The sequence below is a fragment of the Marinomonas sp. NPDC078689 genome (assembly GCF_044542435.1).
Classification (GTDB): domain Bacteria; phylum Pseudomonadota; class Gammaproteobacteria; order Pseudomonadales; family Marinomonadaceae; genus Marinomonas; species Marinomonas arenicola.
In genome coordinates this window covers 358,189-373,846 of sequence record NZ_JBITUJ010000001.1, presented here as the reverse complement: position 1 = coordinate 373,846, position 15,658 = coordinate 358,189, and the positions used below count along the sequence as shown (strand labels likewise).

Annotated in this window: 15 protein-coding genes; 7 read left to right on the top strand and 8 right to left on the bottom strand. The window is 45.0% G+C overall.

Annotation, left to right across the window (positions count from 1 at the left end):
- Window positions 1–51 precede the first annotated feature (51 nt).
- From choV to betI, 4 genes are all read right to left on the bottom strand, one after another.
- The gene (gene choV, locus ACIGBN_RS01680; protein ID WP_133001767.1) at window positions 52–1,236 is read right to left on the bottom strand and encodes a choline ABC transporter ATP-binding protein; all 1,185 of its coding nucleotides are present in this window, start codon (window positions 1,234–1,236) and stop codon (window positions 52–54) included.
- A 2-nt stretch (window positions 1,237–1,238) separates the two neighbouring features.
- Complete coding sequence (gene choW, locus ACIGBN_RS01675; RefSeq protein ID WP_396663290.1) at window positions 1,239–2,084, bottom strand: choline ABC transporter permease subunit; 846 nt, start codon at window positions 2,082–2,084, stop codon at window positions 1,239–1,241.
- Between the two features lie 77 nt (window positions 2,085–2,161).
- Window positions 2,162–3,097, bottom strand: a complete 936-nt coding sequence (locus ACIGBN_RS01670) for a choline ABC transporter substrate-binding protein (protein WP_133001769.1) — start codon at window positions 3,095–3,097, stop codon at window positions 2,162–2,164.
- 78 nt (window positions 3,098–3,175) lie between these two features.
- Window positions 3,176–3,757 (bottom strand): transcriptional regulator BetI, encoded by a 582-nt coding sequence (gene betI / locus ACIGBN_RS01665; protein WP_133001770.1) that lies wholly within the window; start codon window positions 3,755–3,757, stop codon window positions 3,176–3,178.
- A gap of 348 nt (window positions 3,758–4,105) precedes the next feature.
- Between betI and ACIGBN_RS01660 the strand changes: the two genes are divergently transcribed.
- From ACIGBN_RS01660 to ACIGBN_RS01640, 5 genes are all read left to right on the top strand, one after another.
- Window positions 4,106–5,260: a MalY/PatB family protein gene (locus ACIGBN_RS01660; protein WP_396663288.1), complete on the top strand. Its 1,155-nt coding sequence runs from the start codon at window positions 4,106–4,108 to the stop codon at window positions 5,258–5,260.
- 55 nt (window positions 5,261–5,315) lie between these two features.
- Window positions 5,316–5,711 (top strand): DUF1801 domain-containing protein, encoded by a 396-nt coding sequence (locus ACIGBN_RS01655; protein ID WP_133001772.1) that lies wholly within the window; start codon window positions 5,316–5,318, stop codon window positions 5,709–5,711.
- Window positions 5,712–6,034: 323 nt separating this feature from the next.
- Window positions 6,035–6,706: a sterol desaturase family protein gene (locus ACIGBN_RS01650; RefSeq protein WP_243711909.1), complete on the top strand. Its 672-nt coding sequence runs from the start codon at window positions 6,035–6,037 to the stop codon at window positions 6,704–6,706.
- Window positions 6,707–6,714: 8 nt separating this feature from the next.
- Window positions 6,715–7,371, top strand: coding sequence for a YceH family protein (locus ACIGBN_RS01645; protein ID WP_396663285.1), 657 nt, complete (start codon window positions 6,715–6,717; stop codon window positions 7,369–7,371).
- 98 nt (window positions 7,372–7,469) lie between these two features.
- Entirely contained in the window at window positions 7,470–8,516 is a 1,047-nt protein-coding gene (locus ACIGBN_RS01640; protein WP_133001775.1) for a Gfo/Idh/MocA family protein, read from the top strand.
- A 100-nt stretch (window positions 8,517–8,616) separates the two neighbouring features.
- Here ACIGBN_RS01640 and ACIGBN_RS01635 read toward each other — a convergent pair whose 3' ends face one another.
- Both ACIGBN_RS01635 and ACIGBN_RS01630 read right to left on the bottom strand, forming a co-directional pair.
- Window positions 8,617–9,573, bottom strand: coding sequence for an AEC family transporter (locus ACIGBN_RS01635; protein WP_396663283.1), 957 nt, complete (start codon window positions 9,571–9,573; stop codon window positions 8,617–8,619).
- A gap of 32 nt (window positions 9,574–9,605) precedes the next feature.
- Window positions 9,606–10,508 (bottom strand): LysR family transcriptional regulator, encoded by a 903-nt coding sequence (locus tag ACIGBN_RS01630; RefSeq protein ID WP_133001777.1) that lies wholly within the window; start codon window positions 10,506–10,508, stop codon window positions 9,606–9,608.
- A 155-nt stretch (window positions 10,509–10,663) separates the two neighbouring features.
- Here ACIGBN_RS01630 and ACIGBN_RS01625 point away from each other — a divergent pair, with 155 nt between their 5' ends.
- Together ACIGBN_RS01625 and ACIGBN_RS01620 are read left to right on the top strand one after the other, a co-directional pair.
- Window positions 10,664–11,362 carry a pirin family protein gene (locus tag ACIGBN_RS01625; RefSeq protein ID WP_133001778.1) on the top strand — a complete coding sequence of 233 codons (699 nt, stop codon included), beginning with the start codon at window positions 10,664–10,666 and terminating at the stop codon, window positions 11,360–11,362.
- Between the two features lie 280 nt (window positions 11,363–11,642).
- On the top strand, window positions 11,643–12,839 hold the full coding sequence (locus ACIGBN_RS01620) for an amino acid aminotransferase (RefSeq protein ID WP_133001779.1): 1,197 nt from the start codon (window positions 11,643–11,645) through the stop codon (window positions 12,837–12,839).
- A 102-nt stretch (window positions 12,840–12,941) separates the two neighbouring features.
- Here ACIGBN_RS01620 and ACIGBN_RS01615 read toward each other — a convergent pair whose 3' ends face one another.
- Together ACIGBN_RS01615 and parE are read right to left on the bottom strand one after the other, a co-directional pair.
- Entirely contained in the window at window positions 12,942–13,565 is a 624-nt protein-coding gene (locus ACIGBN_RS01615) for a UPF0149 family protein (RefSeq protein WP_133001780.1), read from the bottom strand.
- A gap of 155 nt (window positions 13,566–13,720) precedes the next feature.
- Window positions 13,721–15,622, bottom strand: coding sequence for a DNA topoisomerase IV subunit B (gene parE, locus ACIGBN_RS01610; protein ID WP_133001781.1), 1,902 nt, complete (start codon window positions 15,620–15,622; stop codon window positions 13,721–13,723).
- Window positions 15,623–15,658 lie beyond the last annotated feature (36 nt).

Genomic DNA, 15,658 nt, shown 5'->3' with positions numbered 1-15,658 from the left:
TTGTCTTCGCTTTGTATCCATCACTCACACTTACTATGAGGGTGAAAAATCTTATGATTCAGTGCGGCTAAAGTGCTTCCCTAGCAGTGCGTGATAAAAATTATGGTCGCTCAAAATACCAACACACTGACCCTCATTCTCAAGCACTATTGGTCGATCTGTGTGATAACGAATTTCTACCGCATCCCGCATTTTGATCGTCTCATGCACTCGAACAACCGTATTAGCAGGCACTTTTTCAATCGGCATATCTGGCGTCCATTGGGCACTCGTCACCTCTTCCTCATTGGAATACACGCCTTGGAATTGCCCTGCATCCAATGCAAGCCACAGATTTTCCCCCATGGCGAAACGCGCTTCTTTTTGCGCTAGCTCTGCGATCGGCGTCATCAATGCACTGCCACATAACACATTGAGTGGGTTGGTATGAGCCACAAACTTCTCAACGTATTCGGTTGCTGGATTTAATACAATTTGCTCAGGCTCGCCTTGCTGAATAATGCGCGCCGATTCCATGATCGCGATTTTTGTGCCAATTTTGAGCGCTTCATCTAGATCATGACTTACAAAGATAATTGTCTTATTTAACCGTTTTTGCAGTTCAATCAATTCGTCTTGTAACTGAGAACGAATAAGCGGATCGAGTGCTGAAAAAGGTTCATCCATCAACAACACATCGGTGTCCATTGCAAAGGCACGCGCCAAACCAACTCGCTGTCTCATGCCGCCTGATAGCTCATCCGGCTTTTTGTCTGCCCATCGAGTTAGACCCACCATGTCGAGCTGCTCTTTCGCTTTGACAAGACGCTCTTTTAACCCCATGCCTTGCATCTCTAGACCGAAGGCGACGTTTTCCAACACAGTCAACCAAGGCATTAAAGCAAAGCTTTGAAACACCATGGACACTCGGTGAGTCCGCATATGGCGTAATTTGGTTTCGTCGCAAGTTGCCATATCGACCATGTCATCGCCGTCTCTGACTAAGCAGCGTCCACGGGCAATTTTATTAAGTCCATTAATCGCTCTTAACAGAGTGGATTTACCTGAACCAGACAGCCCCATCAGGACACAAATTTCGCCTTCGTTGACTTCTATATTGGCATCTTGCACACCGACCACATCGCCCGTCAGGCCGATGATGTCATTTCGAGTGTGACCTTTGTCCATTAAAGGGAGTGTTTTTGCCAAATTATCGCCAAAAACAATATCTAAGTGCTCTATTGTTACCACAGCCATAATTATCCCTCTTTTCTCATTGATGGTGTTTTACAAATACGGTCCAGCATAATTGCGACCAATACGATGGCAACACCCGCCTCAAAACCTTGAGAAATGTTTACCGTATTTAGTGCTCGAATCACTGGTTTACCTAAACCATCGGCACCAACCAGAGCCGCGACCACCACCATGGACAAGGACAGCATAATACATTGGGTAATACCGGCCATGATGCTTGGCATCGCCGCGGGTAATTCCACTTTGTAAAGTAGTTTTGATTTTGTACAACCAAAAGCAAGGCCCGCTTCTAACAACTCACTCGGCACCTTACTGACGCCTAAATAGGTCAATCGTATAGGAGCAGCAATCGCAAAAATAACCGTGGAAATCAGACCAGGAACATAACCTAGACCGAATAAAATAAGGGTTGGAATCAAGTACACAAAGGTAGGTATGGTTTGCATCAAATCTAAAATAGGTCTCAGCATGGTGTATAACCACGACCGATGTGCTGCCGCAATACCAATAGGCACACCAATAATCACACTGAAGGTCGTTGCAGAAACCACTAACACTAAGGTTTGGATGGTTTCTTCCCAATACCCCATATTAATAATCAACAATAAAGAAGCGGCAATAAATACCAACAACCCAATACTGCGGTGTAAGAACCAAACACCAACCAAGACAATCGCAATTACGACCAGCGGATGAACCCACATAATTGAGTCAACCATAGATGAGATCATGGTTTCCAATACCATAGAAATCAGATCAAAGAAGCCAGAAGCCGAGCCCACAAGCCAGTCAACAAAGCTTTCCATCCAGGCGCCAAGAGGGATTTTATTATCCGTTAGCCAATTCATATTTTTCTCCCGATACATCAAAAAAAGACGTCAGCGGTAAATCACCACTGACGCTCTATACAGTCATTAGTGGTTTTTTATAGACCTAAATGGGTTTTAACCGCGGCGAGACCATCTCCACCTGATTGTGTTTTTACGCCATCAAGCCAAGCAGTCAAAGCATCGGGATTTGCCGTCAGCCACTCTTTTGCGGCTACCGCTGGCTTTTTACCATCGTCAAGGATGTAACCCATGACTTGGTTTTCCATAGACATGGTGAATTTAAGATTTTTCACAAACTTGCCAACGTTTGGACACTCAGCAAGGTAGCCTTTACGGATATTGGTATGAACATTCGCACCGCCATAATTTGGGCCGAAATATTCATCACCACCAGACAAGTAATCCATATCAAAATTTGAATTCATTGGGTGTGGCGCCCAACCCAAAAACGCAATCCACTTATGACGGCGGATATTACGTTTTACTTGAGAAAGCATGCCGGCTTCGCTTGATTCAACCAATTGGAAGTTACCTAGATCGAAGGCATTCTTATCAATCATGTCTTGGATCAAACGGTTGCCATCATTACCAGGTTCGATCCCGTAAATACGACCGGCAAATTCTTTGCGGTGCTTAGCAAGATCAGAGAAATCCGTTACCCCTGCATCGTAAGCTTCTTTACTAACAGCCAGTGTGTATTTTGCGCCTTTTAAGTTCGGGCCTAAATCTTGAACAGTGCCAGCCTTAAGATAAGGAGCAACATCGGCCTTCATCGAAGGCATCCAATTACCTAGGAAAACATCAATGTCTCCGTTCGCCATAGAGGTGTAGGTAACAGGCACAGAAAGAAGTTGTATTTTGGTTTGGTAACCCAAACCTTGAAGAATTTCCGTAGCCACTGCAGTAGTCGAAGTGATGTCAGTCCAGCCAACATCGGAAAAGCGAACTGTTGAACAATTCGCAGCCATTGTTAAGCCAGAAATACTGGCGATACTGACCGCTAACGCGACCTTACTTGCCTTCTTTAACATAACTCTTCCTCTTTTTGTGGAAACCCATTACGAACAAAATATGTTCAATTAACTTATCTCAGATACACACCATTAGTACTAGTACTTAAATACCAACTCTAGGTAGGCGGAGATTTGCCGAGTTGAGCGGGCTTTATCAATGCCTCCCGATAAACTCCCTCTTAACCACATACCATCAATTAAGGCAGCCATGGTCTGCGCAATCTCACGCGCTTTTTCTACTTCAAACGCTTCTTTCAACACCACCACCAAGGCCGTATGCAAGCGGTGGTAATACACATTCTGTAATCGGTATAAAGACGGCGTATGCATGGCGGATGCCCAGAACCCGATCCACGCTTTCACCACTTGTGGATGTGTTTGCGACTGGCTAAGACTCGCTCGGACTAACGCCATGACTTTTTCTTTAGAGGTCTTATCTTTAGCCTGCGAAACTTCTTTATGCAATCCAGAAAAGAACTCTTGGATTAAACTTTTCATTGTCTCTTCAAATAGACCGTTTTTACCGCCAAAGTAATGATTAATGATGGCTGGGGACACGCCGGCATTTTTACCAATAATACTGACAGTTGCGCCTGTAAAGCCGTGTTCATCGATCGCGTCGATGGCCGCTTGTATTAACTGAGGTTTTCGTATTTCTTGCATTCCCACTTTTGGCATTACGCGTCCTTTTTTATTAAACAGCCGTTTAATGAAAACTATACTAGGCTGCTTTTACAATTTGGGTCAACCCTTGACAAATCAAAAACTTAGTACACTAAACAACTTAACTCTATGATTTAAAAGAATAAAATAACAATTTAAATAATTTTCAACTTTTTTTCATGACCCACTTTTGTCGGAATAATAAAGTTTAAGGACGTTTTTTGAACAATTGTTTGTTTTTCATCCATTATAGAGTGATTTTTTACTCTTTTGTTTAAAAAGCATTCGCGGAAGAGATATAGTGAGAAAGGATCTATAGGCGTTAAGAATAGAGTTCAAAATACTGATAGGAATCGAAATAGAATGGATGAGCAAATGTCTTGTTTTGATAAAGAAATCGACCGCACAAACAGTCACAGTGACAAATGGACTAAATACCCTCAAGAAGTGATTCCATTATGGGTCGCCGACATGGATTTCGAGTCACCTGAGTGCATCAAAAACGCACTTAATGAGCGCGTCGATGAAGGGGTTTTTGGTTATACCCACGCGTCCAAATCACTCGAAAACAATATTGTAGAACACGCCCAACGTCGCTATAACTGGGCTATTTCAAGGACTCACATTGTTCATTTACCCGGCCTTGTCTGTGCCTTACACCTAGCCGTTAGAAATTTCTCGAACGAAGGCGATGCCATCGTGGTGCCTGGGCCAGTTTATTACCATTTAAATAAAGCCCCGTTATTGGCCAACCGTACCCTTTCTCGTGTTGATATGGAGGTAAAAGAAGGTCGCTGGGTACCGGACATGCAAGCGCTAGAAACCGCTTGTGCCCAACCTAACAGCAAGATGATTCTGCTATGCAATCCACACAACCCAGGCGGCACGGTTTATACCAAAGCAGAGCTTGAAGCCATCCACCAGCTCGCAAAACGCCATGACTTATTGGTCGTCAGCGATGAGATTCACTGCGACCTTATTCTAGATGATGTGCCTCACGTGCCTTTTGCCAGCATTAATGAGGATGCCGCCAATCGCACCATCACTTTGATGGCACCAAGCAAAACATTTAATGTGGCAGGCTTAGGTTATGCCTTTGCTGTGATTACCAACCCGACCCTAAGAAACGCCTTTAATGAGGCCAAAACTGGGCTAGTGCCTTACCCGAACTTGCTGGGCCTAACTGCAGCAAATGCGGCTTATGAAGCAGGCCAAGAATGGCATGCGTCATTGCTAACTTACCTCAAAGAGAATCGCGATATTATTGCTCGTTGGTTACCAAGTACGCCCCTTAAAATGGTTCATTTAGAAGCGACTTATTTGGCTTGGATTGATGTTTCTGCACTGCAGATTGACAACCCTCACCAATTCTTCTTGGCAGCGGGTGTCGGTATTTCTGATGGAAAAGATTTTGGCAATCCGAACTATATTCGCCTAAACTTTGGTTGTCCTAAATCACGACTCGAAGACGCGATAAAGCGAATAAACGATGCTCTGAAAAAGCATAATTATCTATAGTTCTCTTTATTAAAAAGGAATTAGGTACGCATAATCGAGCCCCTTGGAGGTTATTATGATGACATTACCTATAAATACCTTTGTTGATAGCTATATTGAGCACGCTGCTGCAAGCATGCGTGCTGATTTGCATGAAGTTCTAGCGATAATGCGATTGATAGCGCCGCATGCGGAGCTATCTTTCGAGCTTGGTATCCCCTACTTTCAGCAAGATTCTGACCTGCTATTTGGTGTCGCTGCCAGAGAAGATCACCTGTGCATCTACTTTGATGATACCTCTGAGTTTTATTCTTTCGCAGAGCGCTTAAATCATGCCCAATTTGGTGAAAATTGCCTCACTTTCCACCATCTTCACGACATCAACATTAATGTCTTTGCTGAACTTTTAAGCCAAATCAAAGTCCATTCAATCAAGCGAGGTCGTGACCGGTTAGCGCATTTACTGCATTAATGCAGAGCGAATCGCTTCTTCAAATAGCGCTCAATTGGCGCTATTGAAGGACGCGTTAGCCGCAAAAATAAAATAGCCATGTCATTGATTAGCAAAGTGCTTTACTATAAAACCATAGTAAATAGGCACATTAGAAAGTCATAATACTTGTACCTTGACCTAATAGGCACTCAGGCTGAATGATTGATTTTTCCTTACGTATTAGCATTTTTATATGTTTACTTTGCCTACTCATAATATGGCAATGGAAAACCCCAAGAGCCCCTCTCAAACAACAGTCGACACGATGGTTTCACAACTTTAGTTTATTGTTATTGGGAGCCTTGTGTGTTCGACTTTTCCAACCGCTACTGTTATCTCTTATTGCCTTTATCAACGCTGAACAAGGCATTTTTAGCCTGTTTCATTTACCTTATTGGAGCCAGTTTTTACTCGGCATTATTGCCCTAGACGCGTTAATTTATTGGCAACATCGTGTATTTCATCGCGTTCCCCTACTTTGGCGTCTCCATCAGGTACACCACAGCGACCAAGCATTAGACGTAAGTTCTGCAGTGCGTTTTCATCCCATCGAAATTCTTCTTTCTTTAGGCATAAAAGCCATTGCGATTTTATGCCTGGGCATTCCTATTGAAGCCGTACTGGTCTTCGATATATTGTTAAATGCCTGCGCCATGTTTAACCATACAAATGCTCGTTTGCCTCAATACGCAGAGTCTATTATCAAACGCTTTTTAGTCACGCCAGATATGCATCGCATCCATCACTCTGTTCGTTTTAAAGAAACCAACAGCAACTATGGGTTTTGCCTGAGCCTTTGGGACCGTTTGTTTCATAGCTATACAGAACAAGCTCAAGGAGGTGACGAGCAGATCCGGATCGGTTTACCAAGATCGCAAAACACAAACAAAGCCTCTTTAAAAACCTTGTTGTTGATGCCCTTCACATCCCCTCCACCATCAACACGAGACGTCACTCACAATAAAAAACCTTAGGAAAGACTATGAGCTATTACGATATAAACCAGATTGAAATGCGAATCATCGGCTGCCTAATTGAAAAAGAAATCACCACGCCCGATCAATACCCGCTCAGCGTCAATGCACTGGTCAATGCATGCAATCAAAAGTCCAGCCGTGAGCCTGTCACAAGCTACACGGAACTAGAAATTCAAGACGCGGTAGACGAACTGGTGGAAAGAGGGTTAGTTACTCAAGTCTCTGCTTCTCACAGTCGCGTAAGTAAATACCAACACCGTTTTTGCAATACGGAGTTTTCTGATTTACAGCTGTCTCAAGCCGAGTTAGCGATCGTTTGCTTACTTTTCGTACGAGGAGCACAAACTCCGGGCGAACTGCGTTCACGAAGCGGGCGCCTGCATAACTTTCAAAACCGAGAAGAAGTCGAATCTGCACTGAAAGCCCTGCAAGACAAAACCGGTGGACCTTATGTTCAAGCGTTGCCACGCGAACCAGGCAAACGAGAGTCGCGCTACCAAGAGTGTTTTTGCTCAGAATACAGCGCCGAGCTCAGTCCCCGTATCCAGCCTAACCAGCCTGTAGATGATGAGCCACTCCTCGCACGCATTGAGGCTTTAGAAGAATTGGTCTTAAACTTGTCAGAACGAATCGCGCAGCTAGAAAATGCCAGTGGACTATAATGACAATTAGCGTCAGACTTAGCCGCTTTTTGAACGCGAGCACTGGTCACCAAAAGTAACTGGTGCTGTACGCCTTATTATGTGAAAAGGAGAATCCCATGAAACAAGTACGCTGGGGAATTATCGGCACAGGTAACATTGCACGCCGTTTTGCGAGCGACTTTCGTTATGCTAAATCGGGCGAACTACGCGCCATCGCGTCACGGGATAAAGCGTCGGCTGACGCCTTCTCCGCCGACTTTGATATCGAACTCGCATTTGTGGATTACTTTTCACTTATCAACAGCCACGAAGTTGATGTTATCTATATCGCGACGCCACACACGTCCCATTACGATTTGACCAAAGCCTGTCTACTGGCAGGCAAAGCGGTATTGTGCGAAAAACCTTTTACCCTCAATGAAGCACAATCCAAAGAGTTGTACGACCTTGCTGCGGCGCAAAACGTTTTCTTGATGGAAGCCATGTGGACCCGTTTTAATCCTGTTATTGAACAGGTCATAGAGTGGGTTGAAGAAGGCGAAATCGGCGCTTTGCATAGCATTCAAGCAAGCTTTAATTTTCTGGCCCCCACTGACCCAGAACACCGTTTGTTGAATCTGGAAATGGGCGGTGGTGCCCTACTTGATATTGGTATTTATCCTGTATTTTTAGCCCAACTTTTCTTTGGCAAACCCGATTTTGTACAAAACCAAGCAGTGATTGGCGATACCGACGTGGACGTGTTTGAGCAAATATTACTTGGTTGGGAAAACGGCCAATTGGCGTCTTTAGAAGCGTCTCTCATTTCTTGCCATCCAAACCGAGCCATATTCTCTGGGTCAAAAGGCTACATTGAAATCGACTCTGAATGGTTTAAAGCCAAATCCTGCCGCATTGTTAGCAGTGAAGGCCAAGAACGTGCGGTTGAATTTGACTTCCCTGGCGAAGGTTACCAATTCGAAGTGGATGAGGTGAATCGCTGCTTAATTGAAGGCCTACAGGAAAGCCCTAACCACAGCTGGAAAGACAGCCTTGAGCTTATTGCTACGCTGGATGAAATTCGTCAGGACATGGGGCTTCACTACCCTGGTGAGTCTGAGCTTCGCCATCCAGAAGAAGAGCTTCATGATCACCATCATGAGCACCATCACCACAAGCACTGATGCTTCACGACAAAAACAAAAAAGCCATGTTTGATCTAACTTCTCTGAAGCGTGGTCACACATGGCTTTTTTATGACGGCGGTTAAACTGTCTCACGCACTTAGTTAAACGCCATTTGACTAAGCCACACGCTCACAGGAAGCGTCACCACACACAGAATGGTCTGTAATGTAATAAAGGCCGCCATGCGCTCCGCATCGCCTCCTAACTGACGTGCAAGAGCATAAGCGGATGTGGCCGTTGGCACGACACCAAATAAAACCGCCACCAAAGCCGGTAAACCGGTTATGCCCAGCCACCAGCACATCAAGCCTATCGACAAGGGAAAAACCACAAAACGGGCAATCGTTGAAAGCACAAAGAAGATGCCTACAGAGCGAATAGCTTCTAAGCGGACACTCGCCCCCACAGCCAATAGAACCATCGGCAGCGCCGCTTTAGAAAGTAGCTCTGCCATCTCAGACACCACTGGAATCGGAGTGAGTCCTAATAAATTCAAACCACTGCCTAGCACAATGGAAAGAATCAAAGGATTGCGAATTAACGCACCGCTTAATAGCTTGGGCAAGGAAGAGCAAAGCGCATTACCAGGGTCACTCTTTGATGGCTTACCATGCATCAACACCATGCTCACCACCAAAAACACATTCACCGATGGAATCAGCACAGAAGCGCCCAACGCGGCGTAAATCAAGCCGTCATTGCCATATAAGCTGCCGGCTAACGCCAACACAATAAAGGTATTGAAACGCACCCCTGCCTGTAACATGGACGACGCCGTTGGCGCTGTCGCTTTTACGAACCATGCACTAACAAAAGTAAATATCGCCGTGATGACTAAAGCGCATAATAAAATCAATGCATATTGAGACAACAAGGGATTAGAGAAATCAATTTGAGAGGTTTTATAAAAAAGCAGCGCAGGGAACAGCAACCAATAGGTTAACTTATCCACCCCCACCCAAAAGCCTTCCATCGGGAAGCGCAAGCGCTGGCAAAGTGCTCCAGCCATGAGCAACAAAAATATTGGAATAATCGCCATTGAAAGTGAAAACACACTAAGTCCTTATCGTGGTTAAAGCCTAAATATTAACGTTTAATTAAACACCAATCTTGTTTTTCCAGTTCCTCAACAAACCAGCTAAGTCCGCGCCCTAGCTCTTCTTTCTTCCAGACCAAATAGGCCATTTGATTGGGCCTTGGGATATCGCATTCACGCGCCACCAAACGCCCGTTTTTTAGTTCTTCGCGAATCCTGTGCTTAGGTAGGTAACCAACCCCCAACCCCAAACACTGCGCCTGTATTTTGCTGCGCATAGTATCCACTTTCAGTACTTGTCGGCTTTCAAAAATACCATTGTTACGTGCCGGATAAATTTTTGAGGTATCCGATACCACGATGGCAGGATATTCTCGTAATTGTGACGCACTCACCGCCCCTTGCGTCAGAGCCAAGGGGTGTGTCGGTGCAACAGCAAAGACAAACTCGATCTCGCCTAAAGCACGGGTATGAAAATGCCCTTTGGGTAATTCTCCGGTTGCTCCGATCACCAAATCCACTCGATCATCTTGCAATGCATCCCAGGCACCACCGACCGCCTCTTCCGATAAAATCACCTCTACCGGCCGGTTCTGCAATAAGAAATCACCTACGACAGACATCAATGGCTCCTCCGCCAACACAGTGTCACGTGCAATTCTTAACCTTGGCTCCCAACCGGATTCAAGCGCGCTTATCGACTCCTCTAAACGACGCGTTGCTTCCAAGATGAAATGGCCTCGTTCTAGTACAAGTTGTCCCGCTGGTGTTAATACCGCTTTTTGCCGCGAGCGATCAAAGAGTGATACGCCTAAATCCTCCTCAAGTTTTTTAACCGTATAAGTAAGGGCGGATGGTACTTTAAACAAAGCATCTGCGGCGGCGGCAAAACTGCCCAGCTGATCTATTGCCTCCAGCACCCGTAATGCGTCTAGGGTTACGGCATTATTCATGGTCATATCTCTTTATTCAAATATTTTGAAATAACAGCTCAGAATCTTCTAATTTTCTTTCGAGTTGCGGTCTCTTACACTCACTTCATACCACAAAGGGCCGAGCGAAGAGAAGTCGCCAGCCCACTAACCTACTCAATAGATGGAGTTGAACGATGATAACTATTCGTAACGCAAACGATCGTGGACACGCTAATTTTGGCTGGCTAGATAGCCATCATACGTTTTCTTTCGGCAGCTATTATGACCCACAACAAATGGGCTTTTCTCACTTAAGAGTCATCAACGATGACACGGTCGCACCCAGCGCAGGATTCGATACTCATGGTCACAAAGACATGGAAATCATCAGTTATGTCTTGCAAGGTCGTATTGCCCATAAAGACAGCGCGGGAAACATCAAAGAATTGCCCGTGGGTGAATTTCAATTAATGTCGGCAGGAAAAGGCGTATTTCACAGTGAATTTAATGCCTCAGACAAAGACACATTGAAGTTTTTGCAAATCTGGATCGAGCCAAATGTTATTGGTGGCCAACCTGGATATCAACAAAAAGCGTTTGGCAATGAACACGGGCTAACAAGCATCATCACACCCGATGGCCGTGATGGCACGTTAAGCATCAAGCAAGATGCACAATTATTTCAGCTTATTTTAGACACTGAAAAAGAGCAAACCATCAGCATTAAACCTGATCGAAGCCTTTATATTCATCAGGTCGAAGGCGAATTAACCCTGACCGATGGCACAGTGCTAACACAGGGCGATGGTGCCAAGATCCGTCTTGAAGAGGCGATCACACTGAAAAACGCCGGCCAACAGCAAGCAAAAGCACTGATTTTTGATCTGGCTTAATCCTGCTATTGCCACACTAGGGGCAGCGACTTTCTGAGTCTCTGCCCCTTCCTTGGTAAGGCAACATTGATAGCACTGATGCAGCAAAAGAACGCGTCTCTAATAAAGAAACATAAGGTGTCTTATTTTCTTTACATCTAATCCAGAATTTCCCCTCTTCTTGCATTGTATTTTGCGATAAATACGGCAGAATGGTTTGCTTGTTCAAGCAAGTAACACACGCTATTTTTCCTTATGGCGGTAACGCTGTGAGTCATTCTAAAAGGACCCCGTAACTATCATGTTTAAGCATTTAAAAGCCGTTTCTGGCGACCCTCTTTTAGCTCTTATCGTTGCTCATAAGCAAGACACGAATCCGAAAAAAATTGATTTGGGTGTGGGTGTCTACAAAGACGACAATGGTGCCACTCCCATTTTAAATAGCGTGAAAAAAGCGGAAGCAATTTTGCTTGAACAAGAAGATTCTAAAAGCTACCTAGGTATTTACGGCGCGGCGGAATTTGAAGCTATTATCCAGAATTTAATTCTTGGCGAAGGCAATCCATTGATTGCTTCTGAACGCATTCGTTCAACTCAAACACCTGGCGGTACCGGCGCTCTTAAAGTAGCGGCAGACTTCATCAGCGCCAACTTAAAAGACGCGCGTTTGTGGGTGAGTGATCCAACATGGGGCAACCACGAATCTATTTTTAATTCCGCTGGTGTTGAAGTAAAACCTTACCCTTACTATGACCCAAAAACCAACGGTCTACGCTTCGATGACATGATGGCAACGTTAAAAGCCGAAGTGAAAGAAGGTGATGTGTTATTGCTTCACGCTTGCTGCCATAACCCAACGGGGATCGATTTACAGCCTGAACATTGGAAAATATTGACTGAATTTGTCAACGAGCGAGGCTTACTGCCTCTTGTTGATGCGGCTTACCAAGGTTTTGGCGATGGCTTAGACGATGATTTGGCAGGCCTTCGTCATATGGCGGCTAACGTAAAAGATATGCTAATTGCGAACTCCTTCTCGAAGAACTTTGGTATTTACCGCGAGCGTTGTGGCGGCCTAAGCATCATTGCAGAAAGCAAAGACGAAGCCAACGCGGCCTTCTCTATCGTCGGTCAAGCGATTCGTGCAAACTACTCTATGCCTCCAGCACACGGTGCTGCGGTTGTTTATACCATTATGAGCAACCCTGAGTTAAAAGCAGAGTGGGAACAAGAAGTCACGGCAATGCGTAATCGAATTAATGGCTTACGTGAAAAACTGGTCGCTAAACTGGCCGCTTCTGGTGTCAGCAAAGACTTTAGCTTTATCAAAGACCAACGCGGTATGTTTTCTTACTCAGGCTTAACCCTTGAGCAAGTTCGCAGCTTACGCAGCGACTACTCAATTTATATTGCCGACTCTGGCCGCATGAGCATTTCAGGCGTCAGCGACAACAACATTGATTACTTATGCGAAAGCATTGCTAAAGTAGTTGGTTAATACCCTCGTTTAAAGCCGAGCTTAACGGCCATAAAAAAACGCGAAAAGATCGTCTCTTTTCGCGTTTTTATTTGCCCTTCTAACAGCCTAAAAGAATCCTCTTTAATGCAGTGTATGGGACTTTTCATCTTCTGTGGATATGGTTTGAATTTCTGGGTGGTTAAACTGAGCCAGCCGTAAAATAGAGGACTCAATATTGTCTTGCCAAAATTGAATTTCTTCGTCCACCATGCCTTCTAGCTTTACCCAGCCCGCTTCGGTACCAAAGAGACGCACCGATGCCAGTACATCATCATAAAAATCTCGATTGGTTTCATCCAAACCCAGACCAATTAGGCGAGAACCTCGCATAAAGCCCACGCACCATTCTTCCACAACAACCTGACTTTCTCCACCGTCTACTTCTTGCTCTAAATACACAGGGTAAAGGTCACCGTGGACAATCGTGTTCATGGTTTCCATGTACATGATCAAAACAAGACTTAGAAACTCATCTTCTTCCTCTGACGACGCCCATGCTGGCTGATCTTCATCAGCCCCCCAAATAGCGCTCAACCAAAAGTCTGGGGCAAGCTCTTGTTCAGAGCAACCAATGGCGGTTAAAAAGCCATCTAACTCTGACACACAAAGAATAGATCTATCGGTTCCAAGCGTGGACAAATAGTGATCTAGACGCTCATAAAGCGCCTCTTCACTAATGACGTTAGGATCTTCGTTATCAGACATGTAATTGTGTTCCACTTTGTTGCTGGTTTCTCTAAGTGTAACCCGTCTTTATTAGACTTGCTGATGAAACACTTAAATTCGATAAACAGGGTATTTCAGCACTCTAGACAGAATGCGGTAAGAAAGCGCCTTTTTAACAAAGGCGCCTTGTCATATTACGCCTCAACAATCGCTAGGTTTCCGTAAGTCTCTAGCCAATGTTTACGATCTCCTGCGCGTTTTTTTGACAGCAACTTATCCAGAAGTTCACCCGTATCTAATGGGTCTTCCATGGTTAATTGGATCAAGCGACGGGTGTCTGGTGCCATTGTCGTTTCACGCAGCTGAGAAGGGTTCATCTCACCCAAGCCTTTGAAACGCTGAACGTTTGGTGTACCGCGTTTGTTCTCGGCCTGCATTTTATGCAAAATGATGTCTTTTTCTTCATCATCCAAGGCATAGGAGACTTCTTTCCCTAAGTCGATTCGGTAAAGCGGCGGCATGGCAACAAACACGTGCCCAGCTTTCACAAGGCTTGAGAAATGACGAACAAATAACGCACACAGTAGAGTCGCAATGTGCAGCCCATCGGAATCGGCATCCGCTAAGATACAAATTTTTCCATAACGTAATCCAGCCAACTCATCTTCACCAGGGTCCACTCCCAAGGCGACAGAAATATCATGAATTTCCTGAGAGCCCAGCACCAGGCTAGAATCCACTTCCCAAGAGTTTAAAATTTTGCCTCGCAGCGGCAAAATGGCTTGGAAATCTTTGTCCCTTGCTTGCTTAGCAGAACCACCAGCTGAATCCCCTTCCACTAAGAAAAGTTCACTTCGGCTTGAATCTTGACCAGAACAATCCGCTAATTTACCTGGTAACGCAGGACCTTGTGTGATCTTTTTACGAACCACTTTTTTGCTGGCTTTTAAACGCTTCTGCGCACTATTAATCACTAAATCCGCGATCTTTTTACCGTCTTCAACGTGCTTGTTCAGCCATAAACTAAACGCATCTTTAGCGGTTGCAGAAATAAACGGCACAATCTGACGAGACGATAAGCGCTCTTTCGTTTGCCCTGAAAATTGAGGCTCTTGAATTTTAGCGGAGAGCACATAACTGCAGCGATCCCAGACGTCTTCTGCTGTGAGTTTAACGCCACGCGGTAACAAGTTGTGGAAATCACAAAACTCTCGAATCGCTTCCAATAAACCGGTACGCAAACCATTAACATGTGTCCCGCCTTGCGCAGTAGGAATCAGGTTAACATAGCTCTCTGTGATCAACTCTCCGCCTTCTGGCAACCATTGTACTGCCCAGTCAACCCCTTGAGTTTTTTCGGTCAAGCCGCCTAAAAATGGCTCATCTGGCAATAACTCAAACCCTTCGTTGGCTTGTGCTAGATAGTCTTTTAGTCCGTCTTGGTAAAACCACTCTTCACGTGCTTCTTCAGCGCCACTTTGGTCAATGAAGATCACATGCAAACCAGAACACAAAACGGCTTTGGCTTTTAATAAATGCTTAAGACGCGATAAAGAATACTTAGGACTGTCGAAATACTTTCCGTCGGCGGTAAATTTGACCTTTGTGCCTGTATTTTTCTTACCAACCGTGCCGATTTCGGCCAACTCAGAGACTTTAAAACCGTCAGCAAAACCAATTTGATATTGTTTGCCATCACGCTTAACAAACACTTCCAATGAGGTCGATAAGGCGTTCACCACTGACACGCCCACACCATGTAGACCACCAGAAAACTGGTAATTGTCTCCAGAGAATTTGCCCCCAGCATGGAGCTTGGTGAGGATCAACTCGACCCCAGACACCCCCTCTTCTGGGTGAATATCAACAGGCATACCACGGCCATTGTCTTCCACACTGACTGAGCCATCTTTATACAAAATGACCTCGATGCGATCAGCATGCCCTGCTAACGCCTCATCCACTGAATTGTCTATAACTTCTTGTGCTAAGTGATTGGGGCGTGTTGTGTCGGTGTACATTCCTGGACGTTTTTGTACTGGCTCTAGGCCACTCAACACTTCTATCGATCCGGCGTTATATTCTTTAGCAGACATGCGTATTTGTTCTTCCAAATTGAGATTACGATACCA

What these genes read in the sequence shown, in the direction of transcription:
- choV (WP_133001767.1), bottom strand. Translation starts at nt 1,236, where the DNA reads ATGGCTGTGGTAACAATAGAGCACTTAGATATTGTTTTTGGCGATAAT.
- choW (WP_396663290.1), bottom strand. Translation starts at nt 2,084, where the DNA reads ATGAATTGGCTAACGGATAATAAAATCCCTCTTGGCGCCTGGATGGAA.
- ACIGBN_RS01670 (WP_133001769.1), bottom strand. Translation starts at nt 3,097, where the DNA reads ATGTTAAAGAAGGCAAGTAAGGTCGCGTTAGCGGTCAGTATCGCCAGT.
- betI (WP_133001770.1), bottom strand. Translation starts at nt 3,757, where the DNA reads ATGCCAAAAGTGGGAATGCAAGAAATACGAAAACCTCAGTTAATACAA.
- ACIGBN_RS01660 (WP_396663288.1), top strand. Translation starts at nt 4,106, where the DNA reads ATGGATGAGCAAATGTCTTGTTTTGATAAAGAAATCGACCGCACAAAC.
- ACIGBN_RS01655 (WP_133001772.1), top strand. Translation starts at nt 5,316, where the DNA reads ATGATGACATTACCTATAAATACCTTTGTTGATAGCTATATTGAGCAC.
- ACIGBN_RS01645 (WP_396663285.1), top strand. Translation starts at nt 6,715, where the DNA reads ATGAGCTATTACGATATAAACCAGATTGAAATGCGAATCATCGGCTGC.
- ACIGBN_RS01640 (WP_133001775.1), top strand. Translation starts at nt 7,470, where the DNA reads ATGAAACAAGTACGCTGGGGAATTATCGGCACAGGTAACATTGCACGC.
- ACIGBN_RS01630 (WP_133001777.1), bottom strand. Translation starts at nt 10,508, where the DNA reads ATGAATAATGCCGTAACCCTAGACGCATTACGGGTGCTGGAGGCAATA.
- ACIGBN_RS01625 (WP_133001778.1), top strand. Translation starts at nt 10,664, where the DNA reads ATGATAACTATTCGTAACGCAAACGATCGTGGACACGCTAATTTTGGC.
- ACIGBN_RS01620 (WP_133001779.1), top strand. Translation starts at nt 11,643, where the DNA reads ATGTTTAAGCATTTAAAAGCCGTTTCTGGCGACCCTCTTTTAGCTCTT.
- ACIGBN_RS01615 (WP_133001780.1), bottom strand. Translation starts at nt 13,565, where the DNA reads ATGTCTGATAACGAAGATCCTAACGTCATTAGTGAAGAGGCGCTTTAT.
- parE (WP_133001781.1), bottom strand. Translation starts at nt 15,622, where the DNA reads ATGTCTGCTAAAGAATATAACGCCGGATCGATAGAAGTGTTGAGTGGC.